General features: G+C 34.1%; 20 protein-coding genes and 1 other RNA gene. 14 read left to right on the top strand and 7 right to left on the bottom strand.

Features of this window, described 5'->3' with window-relative positions; translation table 11 throughout:
* Positions 1-46: 46 nt before the first annotated feature.
* Complete coding sequence (locus AABL85_RS07595) at positions 47-1,225, bottom strand: SH3 domain-containing protein (protein WP_341309694.1); 1,179 nt, start codon at positions 1,223-1,225, stop codon at positions 47-49.
* A gap of 4 nt (positions 1,226-1,229) precedes the next feature.
* Positions 1,230-2,654, bottom strand: a complete 1,425-nt coding sequence (locus AABL85_RS07590) for an L-serine ammonia-lyase (RefSeq protein ID WP_286415877.1) — start codon at positions 2,652-2,654, stop codon at positions 1,230-1,232.
* 241 nt (positions 2,655-2,895) lie between these two features.
* Here AABL85_RS07590 and AABL85_RS07585 point away from each other — a divergent pair, with 241 nt between their 5' ends.
* From AABL85_RS07585 to AABL85_RS07570, 4 genes are all read left to right on the top strand, one after another.
* Positions 2,896-3,942, top strand: coding sequence for a hypothetical protein (locus AABL85_RS07585; RefSeq protein ID WP_341309693.1), 1,047 nt, complete (start codon positions 2,896-2,898; stop codon positions 3,940-3,942).
* A gap of 269 nt (positions 3,943-4,211) precedes the next feature.
* A complete protein-coding gene (gene dnaK, locus AABL85_RS07580; RefSeq protein WP_286415876.1) occupies positions 4,212-6,107 on the top strand; it encodes a molecular chaperone DnaK in 1,896 nt (631 codons plus the stop codon).
* Between the two features lie 130 nt (positions 6,108-6,237).
* Entirely contained in the window at positions 6,238-6,474 is a 237-nt protein-coding gene (locus tag AABL85_RS07575) for a hypothetical protein (RefSeq protein ID WP_341309692.1), read from the top strand.
* A 4-nt stretch (positions 6,475-6,478) separates the two neighbouring features.
* Entirely contained in the window at positions 6,479-6,823 is a 345-nt protein-coding gene (locus tag AABL85_RS07570) for a type II toxin-antitoxin system RelE/ParE family toxin (RefSeq protein ID WP_041889912.1), read from the top strand.
* A 71-nt stretch (positions 6,824-6,894) separates the two neighbouring features.
* Here the strand turns inward: AABL85_RS07570 and AABL85_RS07565 are convergent, their stop codons facing one another.
* Both AABL85_RS07565 and AABL85_RS07560 read right to left on the bottom strand, forming a co-directional pair.
* Positions 6,895-7,383 carry a GNAT family N-acetyltransferase gene (locus AABL85_RS07565; protein ID WP_341309691.1) on the bottom strand — a complete coding sequence of 163 codons (489 nt, stop codon included), beginning with the start codon at positions 7,381-7,383 and terminating at the stop codon, positions 6,895-6,897.
* A 2-nt stretch (positions 7,384-7,385) separates the two neighbouring features.
* On the bottom strand, positions 7,386-7,760 hold the full coding sequence (locus AABL85_RS07560; RefSeq protein ID WP_341309690.1) for a hypothetical protein: 375 nt from the start codon (positions 7,758-7,760) through the stop codon (positions 7,386-7,388).
* Between the two features lie 82 nt (positions 7,761-7,842).
* Here AABL85_RS07560 and AABL85_RS07555 point away from each other — a divergent pair, with 82 nt between their 5' ends.
* From AABL85_RS07555 to pdxY, 6 genes are all read left to right on the top strand, one after another.
* Positions 7,843-8,415 (top strand): Crp/Fnr family transcriptional regulator, encoded by a 573-nt coding sequence (locus AABL85_RS07555; protein WP_341309689.1) that lies wholly within the window; start codon positions 7,843-7,845, stop codon positions 8,413-8,415.
* A 90-nt stretch (positions 8,416-8,505) separates the two neighbouring features.
* On the top strand, positions 8,506-9,573 hold the full coding sequence (locus tag AABL85_RS07550; protein WP_341309688.1) for an SDR family oxidoreductase: 1,068 nt from the start codon (positions 8,506-8,508) through the stop codon (positions 9,571-9,573).
* Between the two features lie 123 nt (positions 9,574-9,696).
* On the top strand, positions 9,697-10,419 hold the full coding sequence (locus AABL85_RS07545; protein ID WP_341309687.1) for a hypothetical protein: 723 nt from the start codon (positions 9,697-9,699) through the stop codon (positions 10,417-10,419).
* A gap of 85 nt (positions 10,420-10,504) precedes the next feature.
* On the top strand, positions 10,505-11,185 hold the full coding sequence (locus tag AABL85_RS07540; protein ID WP_341309686.1) for a hypothetical protein: 681 nt from the start codon (positions 10,505-10,507) through the stop codon (positions 11,183-11,185).
* A 2-nt stretch (positions 11,186-11,187) separates the two neighbouring features.
* Positions 11,188-11,943, top strand: a complete 756-nt coding sequence (locus tag AABL85_RS07535; RefSeq protein WP_341309685.1) for a hypothetical protein — start codon at positions 11,188-11,190, stop codon at positions 11,941-11,943.
* Positions 11,944-12,373: 430 nt separating this feature from the next.
* A complete protein-coding gene (pdxY, locus tag AABL85_RS07530; RefSeq protein WP_160340024.1) occupies positions 12,374-13,231 on the top strand; it encodes a pyridoxal kinase in 858 nt (285 codons plus the stop codon).
* 64 nt (positions 13,232-13,295) lie between these two features.
* On the opposite strand, the gene AABL85_RS07525 is transcribed toward pdxY, so the two are convergent.
* Positions 13,296-14,219, bottom strand: coding sequence for a GNAT family N-acetyltransferase (locus AABL85_RS07525; protein WP_341309684.1), 924 nt, complete (start codon positions 14,217-14,219; stop codon positions 13,296-13,298).
* Between the two features lie 121 nt (positions 14,220-14,340).
* On the opposite strand from AABL85_RS07525, the gene AABL85_RS07520 reads away from it, so the two are divergent.
* The 3 genes from AABL85_RS07520 (at position 14,341) to AABL85_RS07510 (ending at position 16,990) form a co-directional block, all read left to right on the top strand.
* Positions 14,341-15,162 (top strand): helix-turn-helix transcriptional regulator, encoded by an 822-nt coding sequence (locus AABL85_RS07520; protein ID WP_341309683.1) that lies wholly within the window; start codon positions 14,341-14,343, stop codon positions 15,160-15,162.
* A 659-nt stretch (positions 15,163-15,821) separates the two neighbouring features.
* On the top strand, positions 15,822-16,319 hold the full coding sequence (locus tag AABL85_RS07515; protein WP_341309682.1) for a DNA-deoxyinosine glycosylase: 498 nt from the start codon (positions 15,822-15,824) through the stop codon (positions 16,317-16,319).
* A complete protein-coding gene (locus AABL85_RS07510; RefSeq protein WP_341309681.1) occupies positions 16,316-16,990 on the top strand; it encodes a DUF2461 domain-containing protein in 675 nt (224 codons plus the stop codon). Before AABL85_RS07515 ends, AABL85_RS07510 begins: the two co-directional genes overlap by 4 nt.
* A gap of 336 nt (positions 16,991-17,326) precedes the next feature.
* Here AABL85_RS07510 and AABL85_RS07505 read toward each other — a convergent pair whose 3' ends face one another.
* Positions 17,327-18,031: an endonuclease/exonuclease/phosphatase family protein gene (locus AABL85_RS07505; RefSeq protein WP_341309680.1), complete on the bottom strand. Its 705-nt coding sequence runs from the start codon at positions 18,029-18,031 to the stop codon at positions 17,327-17,329.
* 185 nt (positions 18,032-18,216) lie between these two features.
* Entirely contained in the window at positions 18,217-19,314 is a 1,098-nt protein-coding gene (locus tag AABL85_RS07500; protein ID WP_341309679.1) for a glutaminyl-peptide cyclotransferase, read from the bottom strand.
* An 88-nt stretch (positions 19,315-19,402) separates the two neighbouring features.
* Between AABL85_RS07500 and ffs the strand changes: the two genes are divergently transcribed.
* Positions 19,403-19,501, top strand: an RNA gene (gene ffs / locus AABL85_RS07495) — signal recognition particle sRNA small type.
* Positions 19,502-19,532: the final 31 nt, after the last annotated feature.

Genomic DNA, 19,532 nt, shown 5'->3' with positions numbered 1-19,532 from the left:
GTTTTTTTGGGTTATTGTAAATTTTATTAAAGAATAAAAAAAGGAATTAGCAGAAATAAATCAATTCCACTTTACTCAATTTACCTTCTTTAAATGTGAATCTATATGCAGAATCTCCAGCAGGGATCTGATAAGCTTTTTCGGTATTTAAAATGGTATTGATTAAGCCTTTTCCTGTTTTTAAAAACTCTGTTTCTGTTGTATTCTCGTTTAGAATGTTATTGTTGATTTTAAATCCAGCACCATTGCCCATCTCGACAATTCTCAGGGTATATGTTTTGTTTACATCATGTCCAATACACTCTGCTGTGTTGAATATAATATTACTCTCGTAATTGTCTAGAGCGCAATCTTCTAAATTGCTATAGCTCTCTTTTACCTTTCCAAAGGTCTTTTCTAATGTGGCTAAACTAAAACCTTTTTTTGGTTCTATCACATTGTTTAGGGTAAAACCAATTAATTTATTTGTAACTAAATCTGATGTTTTGTCATAAATACCTTCATCAGGAATTGCTTTTAATACTTCTGCTTGTAGTCTCGCAATGGTAGCACGCTCTGGTTGACTGTTTTTATCTGCATAGTCAGCAAAGACTAATAATGCCTTAGCATTATCATCGTTGTTACTATTCCAACCAAGCTCGATAATACGCTGTATAAAGCGCTTTTGCTCTTTAGGTTCAGTAGCCTTTTTATAACTAGCAATTAGGTTGTTTAGGTTTGGTCTCTTTCCTAAGTATTTAACAGGTATATACCCTTGTCCTTCATTAAAGTTTATCTTAATCCAAGCTTCTTTATCATAAGGGAAATAATCAATTCCTACAGGTGTTCCGTTGTATAGAACTCCTGTTGTTTCTGATTGATGATTAGGTGCTGTTCTTACTTTAAGCCCACCTACAACAGTAAATAGATGAGGACTTCCATAGTAATCATCAAAGTCAATAATAGGGGAAGGAGAAGCTTCAGTACTGTCTTCTGCAGACAATACTTCTTTTAGATGATCAGTATCTAATATATAGGTGGTTCCTAATAGTTCATTAGTTACTTTAAAAACATCGTTACTTACTTTATCTACTTTATTTAGATATGCACCACGTGTATAGACACCTATTTGCGTAGTGCCATTAGCATCGCTGTAAGCTACAGTAGGAGTAGTTACATATAGTTGACTCTGTCCTAAAGCGTAGGCAGAGACTAGGAAACACAATATTCCAATCGTTTGTTTCATCTGTTTAACAGTCTGATAAGTTTACAGCTACAGCAAGACCACCTTCTGAAGTCTCTTTGTATTTATTATTCATGTCTTTTGCAGTTTCCCACATGGTATTAACTACCTTGTCTAAAGGAACTTTTGCATTTTTAGGATCTGTATCTAAGGCTAGCTCAGCAGCATTAATAGCTTTTATAGCTCCCATAGTATTTCTTTCTATACAAGGTACTTGTACTAACCCACCTATAGGATCACATGTCAGTCCTAAGTGATGCTCCATAGCTATCTCAGCAGCTACAGTTACTTGTTCTGGAGTACCACCCATTAGTTCACATAAGGCACCAGCAGCCATTGCACTCGATACACCTATCTCAGCTTGACACCCTCCCATAGCAGCAGATATAGTTGCTCCTTTTTTAAAGATACTTCCTATCTCACCAGCAACCATTAAGAACTGCTTGATTTCTTTTTCTCCTGCTTTGTGGTTTTCTATTACTAGATAATACATTAATACAGCAGGAATAACCCCTGCACTACCATTAGTTGGGGCTGTTACTACACGTCCTAGAGAAGCATTAACTTCATTAACAGCTAAAGCAAAACAACTTACCCATTTCAGTATCTGTCTAAAGTAAACTTTTGTTTTACGAATAGTTTGTAACCATTCTTGAGGTGTATTATAAGGTAGTTCTCCTTTTAATTTACTATGGGTATCATAAGCACGACGACGTACATTAAGACCTCCAGGTAGTATACCTTCAGTATGACATCCGATATACATACACTCTAGCATGGTATTCCATACGCGTAATAATTCATTATGTATTTCTTCTTCTGAGCGTATAGACTTTTCATTTTCATATACTAACTCAGAGATAGACATATTCTGCTCTTTACAGTAGGCTAATAATTCAGTAGCTTTTTCGATTGGATAAGGAAAAGCTGCTTTTATTTCTTCCTTTTCTTGGTTTTCTGGATTTTCCTCTTTTACAACAAAACCTCCACCTATAGAATAAAAAGTAGATTCATATACATTGTGTTCTCCATATTTTACTGTAAAAGTCATACCATTAGCATGAAAAGGTAAGAAGTTTCTATTGAATACAATATGTTCTTTAGGATTAAAAGCAATTAGTTTTTCTCCTCCTAAATGCAAAGATTGGGATGTGTTGATCTTGTCAATAATGCCACTAATATCTTCTACAGGTACATATTCAGGATCTGCTCCGCTCAACCCTAGCATAACGGCTAGGTCAGTAGCGTGACCTACTCCTGTCAAAGAAAGTGAACCAAATAGGTCAATTTTTAAATAAGAAACTTGATCAAAGATTTGGCGTTCGCGCAATTCTTTCAAAAAAAGCTCAGCGGCTCTCCATGGCCCTAAAGTATGTGAACTTGAGGGGCCTACGCCAATCTTAAGCATGTCAAATACAGAAATACATTCCATAAAATAGTAGTGATTTTAATAATACGAAGATAGCTAAATTCTAATCAGAGACAACTTTTAGAGGTTTATTTAACGCAAGGTATGAATGGAATGTGTCTCTTTAATATTATGGGCTATTCATTTATTGATAAGGAAGTATAATGTAAGGTAAAGAGAATACTTTTGTTTTAATTAAATTATATTGTTGTTTTTAACATAATTTGTTTTTGTATATTTGTTTTTATTGGTAAAATTAGGAGTTATGAGAATTTTTTATGTATTATTAAGTTTATTAGCGTTTAGTAGTATCTCTGCTCAAGTAGGAGTGAATACTACCCTACCTATGAAACCATTTCATATTGATGCGAAAAAAGATAATTCGACAGCAGGTACGCCTACTGCAGAGCAAATTAAGAATGATGTGGTAGTAGATGAAGAGGGAAGGTTAGGTATAGGTACACTTACTCCAGAGGTTAAACTGGATGTCAAGGGAGATGCTAATGTAGAAGGAAAGGTAAATATTAACAGTGAGATTACGATAGACAAAACAAGTGGTGAAGAGGGGGCCTACCTCATGTCTCAAGGAGCTGGTAAAGCTCCTAAATGGTATAAACCTGAGGCTGCACAGCAAGGAGATATGACAAATGTGAAAGATTATACTTTTTTAATGTTAGATGGCAATGGAAATTCTACTGCTGTCAATGTAGATGAATTGTTCCAAAAGTATTTAAATACGTTAACTATTCCTTCAGTAGAGTTTTTTGCATCTTCAGAGGGAACTCAGCTTTTGAATGAAAGGTACAATAAAATCACTGTATTTAAAAGAGAAATATTCAACTCTCCTTCAATACAATGGAGTACTACAGATCACAGCTTAACAGTCTTAGAAGATGGAAACTACTTAATGACTTTACAGGTAGGGTTAGCTGTTCCAAAAACTTATATTAATAGTAATAGTACCAAAGAAAGTGTTAGATTAAGTGGTTCAGGGAGTATTGATATTGTTACAAAATCTTTGTTAGAAGAAGATATTGTAATAGGATTTACAAGTCGTTTTCCAAAGGATAACAATGATATTAAAGATTTATGGATCGGACGTGGTGTTTATAGAATCCCTTTATCAGGGGCAGGGGAAAGTCGAGGGTTTACCTCTTATACTACTTTGCTTAATCTAAAGAAAGGGGATAAGGTTTATCCAATGGTCTTTTTGAATAATCCATATGGAAATGGAAATGTATTTTTAGAGGGAGTTCAAGAAGGGTCAGCTGGAAAAGGTGTATTGACTAATCTAAGTGTAACGAAGTACTAAAAATATAGAAAAAGAAAATTATAACTATAAGAACCAGATTAGAAACTCTAATCTGGTTTTTTTATGTCAGTAAATTACTGACGAAATTGGATTAATTTAGTCGATGAATACGTGAAATGGTGACAATATGACATTGTAAAATGGTTAAAACTGACTAAAAACAGACAAAAGTTTCCTTTTTTTCTGTTGGCACAAAGATTGTTTAAGAGTAACCGAGCTTGAAGCTCACAAAAATGAATTAAGTATAAAAATAAACTATAGAAAATATTATGAGTAAAATAATTGGTATTGACTTAGGAACTACGAACTCTTGTGTGTCTGTAATGGAAGGTAATGAGCCAGTAGTAATTTCAAACGCTGAAGGAAAAAGAACTACACCATCTATCGTAGCTTTCGTAGAAGGTGGAGAGATTAAAGTAGGTGATCCTGCAAAACGTCAAGCGGTAACTAACCCAACAAAAACAGTTGCTTCAATTAAGCGTTTTATGGGAGAGAAGTTCAGTACATCAGCTAAAGAAGTTGATGCTGTACCTTACCAAGTAGTAAAAGGAGATAATGATACTCCACGTGTAGATATCGATGGACGTTTATATACTCCACAAGAGATTTCTGCAATGACTCTTCAAAAAATGAAGAAAACAGCTGAAGATTTCTTAGGACAAGAAGTTTCAGAAGCTGTAATTACTGTACCTGCTTACTTTAATGACGCACAACGTCAAGCGACTAAAGAGGCTGGAGAGATTGCAGGATTAAAAGTAAGACGTATTATTAACGAGCCTACAGCTGCTGCGTTAGCATACGGATTAGATAAAAAAGGAACAGACCAAAAAGTAGTAGTATATGACTTAGGAGGTGGTACATTCGATATCTCTATCCTTGAATTAGGAGACGGTGTATTCGAAGTATTATCTACTAATGGAGATACTCACTTAGGAGGAGATGACTTTGATAACGTAATCATCAACTGGTTAGCAGACGAGTTTAACGCTGCTGAAGGAGTAGATTTACGTAAAGATGCTATGGCATTACAACGTTTAAAAGAAGCTGCTGAGAAAGCAAAAGTTGAGTTGTCATCTGCTACACAGACAGAGATTAACTTACCTTATGTTACAGCTACGGCTTCAGGACCAAAACACTTAGTACAAACATTGACAAGAGCTAAATTTGAGCAATTATCAGATGATTTAGTACGTCGTTCTATGATCCCATGTGAGAAAGCGTTAAAAGATGCTGGTTTATCTAAATCAGATATCGATGAAGTAATCTTAGTTGGAGGATCTACACGTATCCCAAGAATCCAAGAGGAAGTAGAGAAATTCTTCGGTAAAAAACCACACAAAGGAGTTAACCCAGACGAGGTTGTAGCTATTGGAGCTGCTATCCAAGGTGGTGTATTAACAGGAGATGTAAAAGACGTATTATTATTAGACGTTACACCACTTTCATTAGGTATCGAGACTATGGGAGGTGTATTCACTAAGTTGATTGAGTCTAACACAACGATTCCTACTAAGAAATCTCAAGTGTTCTCTACTGCTGCTGATAACCAACCATCGGTTGAAATCCACGTATTACAAGGAGAAAGACCAATGGCTAACGATAACAAGACAATCGGTCGTTTCCACTTAGATGGTTTACCACCTGCACAAAGAGGAGTGCCTCAAATCGAAGTAACTTTCGATATCGATGCTAACGGTATTATCAAAGTATCTGCTACAGATAAAGGAACTGGTAAATCTCACGATATTCGTATCGAAGCTTCATCTGGATTAACTGAAGAAGAAATCCAAAGAATGAAAAAAGAAGCTGAAGCAAATGCTGATGCTGATAAAAAAGCAAAAGAAACTGTAGAGAAAATCAATGAAGCTGATGCTATGATTTTCCAAACAGAGAAACAATTAAAAGAATTCGGAGATAAGTTATCTGAAGGAAATAAATCTAATATCGAAGGAGCTTTAGCTGAATTAAAAACAGCTTTCGAAACGAAGAACTTAGATACTATCCAACCAGCTTTAGATAAAATCAACGAAGCTTGGAAAGCAGCATCTGAAGAAATGTACAAAGCACAAGCTGAAGGTGGTCAAGCAGGTCCTCAACAAGGACAGCCAAACCAAGGTGGTGATGCTGATGGTACACAAGATGTAGAATACGAAGAAGTGAAGTAAACCCACTTATATAGTTATAAAGAGAGAAACCGAGTCTGTAAAGGCTCGGTTTTTTTATGTGGTAAATTTATAGGTAGACGGGGATGTGCTTATTTATTTTGTATACCTTTGTATTGTAAATGAATTAGTTATGAGTGTAGAGGTAAAGAGACAACAAATAGTTAAATCCCTTATGGATATTAACGATGAGGCATTGATCGACCAAATAAATGAATATGTCAATGCTCTAAAACGAGTGGAAGAGGAGATGTTTGTACCTATGACAGAAGAGGAGTTAGAGAGCAGATTGTCCATATCTCGTAAAGACTATGAGGAGGGAAGGTATTATACCTTAGAGGAAGTAGAAGAGATGAGTACTAAATGGTAGTAGTATGAAAATAATATTATCTGATTTTGCAGCCAGTCAATTAAGGGATATATACTTCTATTATGTTAATCATGTCAGTGTAAGCAAGGCTAAAGAGGTAAAGGATAATATTATTAAAGCAATCAAGCAGTTAATTAATTTTCCCTATTTAGGACAGAAAGAAGGTATGATGTATAGTCGATTCGAGAGAAGATATCTCTTAGTTTATGAGTATAAAATTCTATATGAGGTAACTGAAGAGAATATTGTTATTCTGGATATCTTTCATACCAAGCAATCTCCTCATAAGATGTATGTCAATGAAGATAGAGAAGAATATCAGAGAAATAATAGTAAACCGAGTCTGTAAGGGCTCGGTTTTTTTGTTTGTACTTGAAATATAGAAGTTGATTCTGAGCGTAATTAACTTTTTAGTGTTTACTATAGTGTTTTCTCATAACAATTAAATACCCCTTTTCTAAACTGAACTGTACCTACTAATTGATATCCTTTTTTAGTATATACCGCATTAGCAGTAGTATTTAGTGTATATGCATCAAAGCGAATAGACGCATAGTTATTGTCTTTGGCGTATTGTTCTGCGAATAGAATCATCTTAGTGGATATGCCTTTACCTTGTGCCTTTGGGCTGACAAATAATCGGTGGATAACAATAAATGGAACAGGGCTGGTCCAATGTAAGTCGTTATACTCTACATCATATTCTTCGTTTAAGACCATATAGGCTAAGATCTGTTCGTTTTCTGTATAGGTATAAGCTTGCTTCTTTTGAATGTCATTAGAGATAATATCTTTATTAGGATAGGATTCATCCCATTGGTCAATACCTTGAGTAAACATATGTTGTTTTACTTCTTCTAATACTTGTAAAGTCTGGGGTAAGTCGGTACTATCAATTGGTTTTATCATCGTTATTTTGTTTGTAGTAAAATGTCTTTTATCTCCTTGTCGTAATAATTAGGAGTACTTATTAGAAATGCACTAGGTAAGTCAACATCATACAAATTATCAAAAACGAAGGAAAAGTCTATATAAGGAGGTGTGACTAAAGCGACCACTTCATAGCTGATAACAGTATAATCCTCATTGATATTGGTTGTGCCTTCTAAGATTGTAATTCCTCTATCATTAAAAGCATTTGTAATCGTCAAAACAATATCATCCCATAGTTCTTCTAAGTAGTCAAAACTATTGTGTATATCCACGATAGCATAGTCAAACTGTATAGATAGTGCTACTTTTTGCGGATAAGGAATAAGTAAGTTTTGTTGAGTTATAATTGGCATAAGGTTACAATGAAGACCTAAAGGTAAACATTTCGCTTTTTAATTGCTTATTTTTGTAGATAGGATATTTTTACTACTTCCCATGTTCGATTTATTAATTCAACACATTCAAGAAAAAGTGCAGTTGACCACAGAAGAAACTGTTCGTTTAGAAGATTATTTTACAGTTAAAAAACTAAGGAGAAAGCAATACCTACTACAAGAAGGAGAAGTATGTAGGTACATGGCTTTTGTTGCGAAAGGAGTATTGAAGTCTTATGTGATAGACGAAAAAGGAATAGAGAATATTAACTTCATCGGTTGGGAAGGTTGGTGGGTAGCAGATTCTTATAGTTTCTTTACAGGTGAAAAAGGTGTACTAAATATTGATGCGATCGAAGATGTAGAGCTTTTGTTAATTTCAAAGGAGCAATATGATCAGTTAATGATAGATATGCCAGTAATGAGTAACTACTTCAGAATACTGTATGAACGTAGCTTAGCTAATAAAGATAGGCGTATATTGAGTAATATAGCCTATAATGCAGAGGAAAAATATGCTCAGATTATTACTTGTTATCCAGATTTAGTCAATCGTATTCCTCAACACCTCTTAGCCTCATATCTTGGACTGACTCCAGAAACGGTTAGCCGCATAAAGAAAAAAATGAAGTAAACTACTTGATTTAGATCAATAGAAAGCCTTGTTTTAAGTCAAGGCACAGCTTTTTTACTTGCTTTAGCTTTGTATTCAAAGAAATAAAATATGAAGAACAAAGCATTAGTAGTAGGCGTTAGTGGTATTGCTGGTAGTAATCTAGCAAAAGAATTTATCGCTCAAAATTGGACAGTATATGGATTGGCGCGAAATCCAAAAGGTGTAGTAGACGGAGTCATTCCCATTGCTGCGGACTTATTAGACACAGAAGGTTTAGCTATAGCCTTACAAGATATAGCTCCTACTCATGTTTACTTTACCACATGGATGCGTAAGGACACAGAGGCAGAGAATATCATGGTCAATGCTACTTTAGTTAGGAATTTACTAGATGTATTATCTCCTAAACAGAGCGTAAAGCACGTAGCCTTAGTGACTGGATTAAAACATTATTTAGGCCCTTTTGAATCTTATGTGAAGTCTGGTATATTGCCCATTACCCCTGTTAGAGAAGAACACCCTCGTTTAGATTTAGAGAATTTCTATTACGCTCAAGAAGATGAGGTATATAAAGCATCTGAGCGAGACGGTTTTACTTGGAGTGTGCATAGACCTCATACTTTGATAGGACATGCAGTAGGTAATCTGATGAATATGGGGATTACTCTTGCTGTGTATGCGAGTATCTGTAAGGAAGAAGGACTTCCTATGGTTTGGCCAGGATCAGAAGCACAGTGGAATGGGGTGTCAGATGTAACAGATGTAAGTGTATTAGCAAAACAGTTGGTATGGGCATCCACTACTGATATAGCTAAGAATCAAGCCTTCAATGTTACCAATGGAGATGTGTTTAGATGGAAGTGGTTATGGGAAGAGATCGCTAATTATTTTGACATACCTTTTGAAGGGTATAAGGATACGATCAGACCATTAGAAGCAACCTTGTTACAGAAGAGTGAGGTATGGCAGACTATTATATCGAAGCATAAACTGCAAGCTTTGGATTTAGATACCTTAGTTTCTCCTTGGCATACGGATGCTGATTTAGGTCGTCCAATAGAAGTAATTACTGATATGTCTAAAAGTAGAAAGTTAGGTTTTACTGCTTTTAAACCGACAAAAGACTCTTTCATAGAATTATTTGAACAGTTAAAAGCAGAACGCCTTATACCATAAGATATAATTAAGCAGACTACGGTCTGTTTTTTTTATCTACAATGTTTGGTTTTTTAAATATTATGTTAATTTAGCAGTTAAATTTATTTTGTTATGATAAGAGGTGTTTTTTTGTTTTTTTTTATGTTAATTAATTCGCTGGTGTTTGCTCAGATAGGTGTAGAAGTAGAGGTTCCTACAGAGATGGTGGATGTAAATGGTACGATGCGTATTAGAAATACAGATTATTTGAATGATGAAAGTTTAAAGCCTTTGTTTATAAATAATGAAGGGGTTTTAGGGATAAAAGTATTTAAAGAAGTACAATCTCAAGTTTTTTCAGCGCAAGGATTGAATAATGCTCCCCCATTAGGAGGAAGTGTTGAGTTTAATTCTAGAAAAAGAATTCATGTTCCTATAAATGTAAATGATGTTATTGTAAATAATCTTGGGTTAAGTCATGTCGGTGATGCGTTAAAAATAAATACTCCTGGGTTTTATAATTATAAAACATCAGTAAATATACGTAGCAAAGTTAATACAGAGAAGGATGGAGTATGGGTATTTACTGGTTTAGAAACAAGTAGTGATAATGGACAAAATTGGGAAACAAGGTCTCTTAGTTTACATAAAATCAAGAAAATAAATCAGTCATCTACTGGTTCTTCATATAATGGAGAGATTAGAAATTTGGTGATACCTTCTATTGTTTATGAACATAAAAAAGGTGATTTAGTTCGAATATTTATTGTTAGAGCTGCTAGTGGTAGTGGTAGTGGTTTACCACAAGGTGATGAAGTGACTGCCTTTGAGCTTTTTAATGATAATGGGTTAAAAACTTATAATTTGATAATTAGTAAAATGTAACAAAATTAAAATATTAAGAAGCATGAGGTATATAGGCGTTTTATTAACTTTCTTTTTTTCAATACCCATAATCTACTCACAAAAAATGGGAGTAGGTTTAGATGTACCAACAGAAATGTTAGATGTACAGGGGAAAATTAGATTGAGAGATGTTAAAGAGAGCAAAGCAGAAGGATTACGATCGTTGTATATTAGACAAGATGGTTTAATAGGAAAAAAAGAAGATGCAGTATTAATGACACAAGTTTATACTAATGTAGCTAGACAATCATTGCCAGAGAATACTTTAGGTAGTGAATATAATTCTGGAAAGGATATTATTATTCCTATTGATTTTGCTAAGACAGAGAATAATAATCTGGGGATAACACAACCTGAAAATACGTATAATTTAAGGATTGCTACTGAAGGATATTATGAGTATAATGCATTTCTTAATTTATATATGCAACCAATATCGTCAACAACGAATCCTTTTTTTGATATTATTGCAAAAATAGAAGTAAGTCAAGATAATGGAACAAGCTGGAATGTTGTTTCTGGTATACATTTTTCAAAAATGCTTGTTGCAGGTGTTTTTAGAAATGCAGTTATTCTTTTGCCTAGTGGTATTGTAAAACATAACGCAGGTGATCTTGTACGTATGAAATTAGCAAGAGTAAAAGATAATAATGGAAATTTAACAGGATTTTCAACAATGGGGTCATTTACTTTAGGGGCTACAAATAAGATTAGCCCATATACTATTATAATATTAAAACTATAGCTATGAAAGATAAAATATTAATAGTTTACTTGTTTTTTTTTAGTTTAGTTGGTTATACGCAAAATCTTGGAATAGGTACTGATTTGCCACTAGAAAAACTCGATGTAAATGGTAAAGTTAAAATGAGGGAGATTAGTGAATTTGATAATGTTGGTGAGCGTAAATTATTTATTGATGATAAGGGAACAGTTTTTACAAAAACGGAAGAAGCAATTGAAACAGAGGTTTTTATAGTAAAGAAATCAGAAGCATTCTATATCCCAAATGGGATAGCTGATTATAATACTTTAAAAACTGTAGTTCTTCCAATAAATATTAAGGATGCAACAGTTAATAACCTTGGTATTGAGCAGGGGAATCTTCCGAATACATTTAGGATTAAATACGATGGATATTATCTGTTTTCAGGATTTGTAAGTATGTTTCTGGCTAGTGATGATAATAAAACTGGAGTTTATTTCGGAATGAGAATTGTGAGTAGTAGTGATAATGGTAATACTTGGAATTTTGTTTCTGGAGGGGATCACAGTGCTGTTTTACCACATATTGATGGGTCATCAGTTCTTATTAATTTTCCATCAGTTGTTTATAGTTGTAAAGCGGGCGATTTGATAAGTATACATTTGAATAGGACACAAAATACAGAGAATAAACCATTTGGAGCTGATCTAAAAGGAACTTCTAGAAACTCTAAGGATATTGAAATTACAAATTGGGATTCATCTATACCATATACATTATTTATTACCAAGAAATAGTTTTACTGCTTTTAAACCGACAAAAGACTCTTTCATTGCATTATTTGAACAGTTAAAAGCAGAACGCCTTATACCATAAGATAGAATCAAGCAGACTACAGTCTGCTTTTTTATTGGTATTATTTTAACCCAGAATAAGCGTTAGCCAAATATTACAAAGCAATTCTACTTCATATCTCTTTCATTAGCTCTACAACCATACTATAGTATACTTGTATCACTAATTCAGAGCTATTTTGTATAATTACTTTTCGTTTATCTGTCTATCACGATTCTAGGTTTAATTAATTTTCTTTAAACTGGACTATCTCGCTTGCTGATTATAGTTGTATTTTTGTAAGAAATAATTTAAGAAGCACAGTTGTATATTTTCTATGTTTTACAGAAGTGAATAAGCAAGAATATAGAAGTGTTTTCTCATTTCATTATCATGACAAATAATACAATAGAACCTCATATTATATCCATACAGAGTACTGTGTCTACAGGGTATGTGGGGAATAACTCAGCCAGTTTTGCTATACAGCTTCACGGAATTAATTGCGTAGCGATGCCTACCATTCTTTTATCAAGTCACACAGACAAGCCTGTTTATTATGGAGAAGCAGTGCCCAAAGAATTATTCGATAAACTGGCACGTGGAGTATTAGAAATTAACACTGCACAGCTTACACAGTATGTTGTAAGTGGATACTTAAAGAGCAAAGAGATAATAGATGCTACGGCAAAGTTCATAAAGCAGCTAAAAGCACAGCATAGTATTACTTATATCTATGATCCTGTATTTGGTGATACACGTACAGATGGGCTGTATATCCCCAAAGAACAGGCAGATTATTCAAAAGAACGATTATTATCGTTAAGTGATATCTTGACACCTAATCACTTTGAATTAGAATACCTTTTAGGAAAGCGTATAACGAATGAGCAAGAACTGATAACAGCTGTACAGGCGGATGAGGTATTATCTTCTAAAATCATTGTTTTGACTACAGCCGAAATGAAAGAGAATGTAAATCACCAAGTAGAAGTCATATTGATTAATCAAGGTAAGTTGACTCATTTCTATGCTGATAATATACCTGTCGAAGTAGTGGGAACAGGCGATTTGTTTACGGGAACACTTTCTGCACAGCTAACGAAGGGGCGTACGATCGAAGAAGCTATCCAGACAAGCATGAACTTCTTATCTGAAGTATTGCGATATGTTCACCTTCATGGATTGAAAGAGATGAATGCGATGGCTATCTTACAAGCACAAGATGTTCTTGCAGTAAAGTATAAATAAAACAGAGAGGCAGTAAGATAAGTTTTCGTACTGCCTTTTTTATTGAACTCTGAATATTTAGCATTTATGTATGGGATAGTGAAGCTACCATAGTCTTCTGATCAGAGAATAAGTCTATTAGCTCTTTTGTCACCATGAGTGTAATATCGTCATCTTCTTTATATAGACTATAAGTAGCTTGTTCTGCCTCAGGGCTAAATGCAAAATTGATAGTCTGCGTCTCTGCTGTACAGCATGCATCTATTATCGCATCGAGTTGTTTGACATGGTGATCTCTTTGATAAATAGAATAGATTGTCAGTTCACTTTCTTCTTGTTCATAGATGATGATGGTATCCAATGCTTTGCTGTAATAAATAGCGTTTTTAAAACTGAAGTCGTAGTCTGCATAACAATAAAAGAAAGCTAAGCCTACATTTTTAGTAATCAATCTATTATAGGTATAACCACTTTTGACATATTCTTCAAATAAAGCAAGCGATGCAGGGTTGTCTAAATCTAATTTCTCTAAACTCGATAGAGGAGAATATTTGGTATTCACCTTTAGTGTAGCTTGATACTCTTCAACAGGCACATAACCAAACTTTGGATAGAAGTCCAGTACTGTATCATTTGCAAACAAGAAGTAGCCTGTTACGATATCTCTATATGCTACTTCTATATATTCTAATAAGAACCTTGACAACCCTTTGTTTTGATAGGCAGAGTCTGTCATCACAGTGCCTAATTGTCCTGCCTTGTACGTTTTATTTTCTTTCGTTATTTCGAATAGGCTTAAAGTTGTATGTGCGACTATCTTATCTTCTTGGAATAAAGAAAATAGTATACACTCCTCTCCCCAGTATCCCGATTGGTAAAAGGCTTCAAAATCAAACTCCCATACTTCCTGACACATTCGATTGAACTCTTTTCGTTTTTGTTTATCATCTTGATAGTTGATATATAGGGTATAAGGAGTTCCTTTTATACTTACTGATTTGCTGATCATAATTCTTATTTATTTGGAGCAAAGTTCTGAATAAGACCTTGTTTATCTATTGACAGTATTGTTTTATAAATGTGCAAGAAGTTGTTTTTATTGTTAACTTTGATTTATTAACTACAGCGTGATGAGTCAGCACTTTCCTATTCAGATTATCACATCGGATCGTATTATTCCTTCTTTATTCTCTACTACTACATATAGAGAGAAAGGAATACTGCTATCTTATTGTATGGAGGGAAGTAATGAGCTTAAAGTAGACAATCGAATAGAAGATTTCTCTGCAGGTTCTCTATTGACCGTGTTTCCCCAGCGTTTATTCTCTATTCCCATCACAGAACGCAAGGGGAAGTATCTATGTGTGCTATTTGATCTAGATAGTATAAAGGATCTTATTCTACCAACTAATTATCAGTTTTTAAACGAATTGGTGAGACACCCTATTATTCATTTGAATGCGGGTGATCAGGGCGTGTTCATCGATTACTACCAGTTGTTGCTGGCTAATCGTAGTACAGATACATCTGTGTTTTATGCTGATGCGATGAAGTATTTATTGTATTCTTTAATTGCTCATATCAACCGATTCTATGAACAAGATGAAGTGAATCTGAAACCAAGTTCTAAGAAAGAAACAACTGTTTTTAGGCTGTATAATTTGGTTCATCAGTATTATTTAGCTGAGCGCACAGTACAGTTTTATGCTGATCAACTAAAGCTCACTCCTAAGTACTTAACGACTTTGGTACGCAGGCAGACGGGTAAGACGGTATCTGCGATTATTAATGAGCTTGTACTCACTCAAGCGCAGTCTTACCTTATAGCAACGGATAAACCTATCTACACCATAGCTGAAGAGCTTCATTTCTTAGATGCGACTAGCTTCTGTCGTTATTTTAAAAAATCTACAGGTCTATCTCCCTTAGCGTATAGACAAGCACATCTATAAGCACTCAGTTTAGAGGGAAGTATATTCATTCTTTTAGGAGTAAACTTAAAAACACTCTTGGTACTACATAGTTTTTATGTGGATATTATTCTATTTCAGTTTAGATAGAATCTTCAATGTATTTTAAATTTTAATAAAAGGAGAATAGCAGGAGAGTAAAAGAACAATTCTTGGACAAATAACCTCTCTAGTCCACCATTCTCGGGTTATTGTCCATGTATTGTCGAAGGAAATCAAAATAAGGCTTGTATTCACTAGGGTTAAGAGCTGTTTTATGTTTTAATAGATTTTATATTGTTTTGGTTTAATGTGTTGTTATATAGTGTTTTAGTTGTTTTTTGGTGCTAAAAAAAATGCACCTCTTTTTTAAAATATTAATGTGATAGAAGCTATTTTCAGGGTGTTTTTGTAAAAAAGTGATTAAATAAAATAGTTAAGAGTCATTTTTAGAACGCTTTTTTAGTGAAAAATAAAAAAATGAGACGCTTTTTTTAGTGTGTTGTTGTTGAAGAAATACTGTGCTTATCAAAAATAGGGGAGTAGCTCTAAAGCAATTTTTAAATAAAATGAAACTTAGAGAATTGTTCTAAATTATAGCAAAATAAGCAGCAAAGAATTGATAGCTATTTCGTTGAGATAAAAATTAATATCTTTGGGATATGAGTGAAGTGGGTAGAATACATTCTTTTAAGCCTGTGGTGTTTAATGAGGCTAAAGTATTGATATTGGGTACGATGCCGAGTATTAAATCGTTAGACTTTCAGGAGTATTACGGCAATAAGCAGAATGTGTTTTGGAAGTTATTATTTAGTGTTTTTAGAGAAGAATATAGCGATGTGTATAAGGATAAGCTCGATTTGCTTCAGCGAAATAGAATTGCCTTATGGGATGTCTTGCAGTCTTGCGAACGCAAGAGTAGCTTAGACAGTGATATTATCGCAGAAAAAGCTAATGATATCAAAGGGTTATTAATAGAATATCCCCATATCGATACAATCGTATTCTCCAGTCAAAAGGCAAGACAATATTTCGATAAATACATAGGGCAAATAGATGGTGTTTCCTTGTTAACTTTACCTTCGCCGAGTGGGGCAAATGCAAGAATGAGCTTTCAAGAAAAATTAGCTCATTGGCAAGAATTAAAAAATAAAGTATGAAACAGTTAAAAAAAGAACATATAGACTTCTTAGTGACGTTAAGTCAGAATAATAATAAACCTTGGTTTGCAGATCATAAGCCAGAATTCGATAAGCTATTCGCTGAGGTGAAGGCTTTCTTTAAAGTAGTGCACGATGAGATGTTACAGCACGATAGTATAGACCTATTACACGTACACCGCATCTATAGAGATGTACGCTTCTCTAAGGACAAGACACCTTATAAGACTTATTTTGGACTGCACTTAGGACGTACCAAGCCGATGCTGAGAGGAGGATATTATGTGAATATAGAACCAGATAGAAGTTTTGTAGGAGGTGGCTTTTGGGAGCCTAATAAGGAAGACTTACTGCGCATCCGCAAGGAGATCGCTATGGATGATAGTGAACTTCGTGAGATTATAGCAGAGGAGCAATTTCAGAAGTACTTCGGAGAACTACAAGGGGAGGAGCTAAAGACAGCTCCTAAGGGATTTGACAAGGAGCATCCTGCTATCGACTTATTGCGCAAGAAGCAGTATCTTGTGATGCGTTCTTTTACGGATAAAGAGGTATTAGCGCCTAACTTTAAAGAGGAGGTGATCAAGACATTTATAGCGATGAGACCACTGTTTGACTATATGTCAGATGTATTGACTACCGATGTGAATGGGGTGAGTCTGTATGAGTAGAGGATTTTTGTGAAGGTGAGAACAGGAAACAAAGGGCTCCTTTTAGAGAGAGTAAAAATTAGAGATGTTTGTCTTTCAGAAAAGAGGTGTATATCTCGCTTAGTTGGCACATAGTTGTAGGGGGCGTATTACATACGCCCGACAATATATGACCAATAGTATATCCGTATCGTATGTCATTCTGAGCTCGCGAAGAATCTCATTCTATAGCTGTAGAGTTACTAGTGAGATGCTTCCTTTGTCAGCAAGACATACTGTGTGGTTAGTTATCCTCAATGGAGGTCTAGAGTGTATAGTAATGGTTAGTATTTTTTTGCGAATAGGTATCAGAATAATTTAGTATTCATATATGATAGGCATATGATCACTAAATTCAATCCATTTGTAAAAATCAGCAATTTCAAAAGTACTAGTTTTATTAATGAAATTTTCGGAACCAAGTATATAGTCTATATGATATGGTTTGGATTGTTTACGTTGTAAGAAAAATGTGGGTTTTGTTTCTTGTCCTTGAAGTTCTTGGTGAAAATGATGATATAAGCTATTAATACCGATTTCTTTTAATTCATTTATTACATCACTATGATTCCACCATCTATCCCATTGATCCCAAATAGCATTACTGTTAAAGTCTCCGGCTATTATAGAATTATTTAGGTTGTTCTTATTGATTTGTATATATTTCCAAATCTGCCCAATGTATCCAAAATTAGGAGAGTTGTTGTAATGTGCCCAAACAGCTAGTAAATTAAAATTGTCATTAATCTTACAAGGTAAAAAATAATTAACGGTATGATCATTAAATTGATTTGACCAATTTAATTTTTGTAGTTTAATATTAGGTTTTGCAAATATTGCGAGTCCTTTGTTTTTATTCTCTCCAATCCAAGTATAGTTTTTTGCCCATAGTTTATAGCTTTGATCATTTGTTTCCATAGGATTCTCACATTCTTGTATGATAAAAATATCTGCATTTAAGCTTGAAATTTGTTTGAATTTATTTCTGAATGCACCATTACAGTTCCATGTTACTATTTTCAATTTAATATATGTTTAGAGGAAAATATTAATGTTTTATCTTTTAAGATTTAAGTATTATATAAGATTGAATCTTAAAAGATATTTGTTCATAAAATAAAAAAATATATCATAAAAAATGCTGACCATGGTCAGCATTTTTTGTTATCAGTTTATAGTTCCCTGTTTTCTGTTTTCAGTTCCCTAAATTATTTAATAATCTGTACTTCGAACATCTTGTCCCAGTTTTTACCTGTCAGGAAGAATGTCTTAGTCTGTGGGTTATAAGCGATACCATTCATTACATCTCTGTCTTCGTGATATGTAGTTAGGTTTAGTAATTCGCTGAAGTCTATAACAGCTTCTATTGCTCCTGTTTGAGGATTGATTACTGCTACTGCATTCTGTCCATAGAAGTTAGCATATATCTTACCATCTACCCATTCTAGTTCATTAGCGTATGGAATAACATTCTTATCTGTATATACACTTACTCTGTCTATTTCTTTAAATGTTTCTGGATCTAGTTTATAGATAAACTCAGAACCTGATGTCATATACAGATGTTTACCGTCATTCGTAAGTCCCCAACCTTCCATCTTCTGAAAATATGGAAGTGTTTTCTCCTCTGTTAATGTTTCTGCATTGAATACATGAGCTTCATTGTTTTGATAAGTTAGTTGGTATAGTTTGCCATTTAGGATAGTACACCCCTCACCGAAGATTTCTGCTGGTTGTTTGTGAATCTTGATGACTTTACCTGTTTTATAATCTACTTGACGTACACTAGAGATTCCTTTTTTACCTGTTCCTCTTCCAGTGTTCGTTGTTCCTCCGCCTTCACCATTACCTGTACTTTCGTATAAAATACCATTGTAGAATTCTAGACCTTGTGTATAGGCATCTTGGTCATGAGGATAAGTGTTTACTAATTTATAGCTGTAAAAAGCAGGAGCTTTAGGAGCTGTTATTTCTATATTTGTAGTGAATTCTTTATTCGAGTTTTCAGCATACGCGATAGCTTTAATCGTTGTTTTACCTAACTTTTGTTCACCTAAGTTTAGATTTAACACCTCATTTTTAATAGAAGCACCTACTTTTTTGTCGTTGAAGTAATAAATTACAGAGTCTACTTGCGCATTTTCGGTAGTTTTTAGACTCAGTTTTATGTCTTCATTTCCCTTATATAGCTGTTTTAGATGAGTAGTATCAATAGATAAAACATTTTTTTCTAAATTTTTTTTGTTCGAACAGCTCATAAAAGCTACTCCTAATACTAACGGAACTAGAATGTTATATTTTTTCATTGTCATTTTTTAATTTGATACAATATACAAATCTAATGCGAATAGTTGAAAAAGCTTGGAAAAATAAAAAACCGTTGTATATTTGCAGTGGCAAGTCCTACACGACCAGCTCCCTCTTAATCCTCCAGGGTGGGAACGCAGCAAAGGTCTGAGGTTGTAGCGGTGCGATGTAGGTAGCTTGCCATTTTTTTCTTATTAGTAGATCTCCGTGTTGGAGA

The sequence above is a fragment of the Myroides odoratimimus genome, from assembly GCF_038039805.1.
Lineage (GTDB): Bacteria > Bacteroidota > Bacteroidia > Flavobacteriales > Flavobacteriaceae > Flavobacterium > Flavobacterium odoratimimum_B.
Note: the sequence above shows the minus strand (reverse complement) of the source record. Positions and strands in the feature narration are given on the sequence as shown.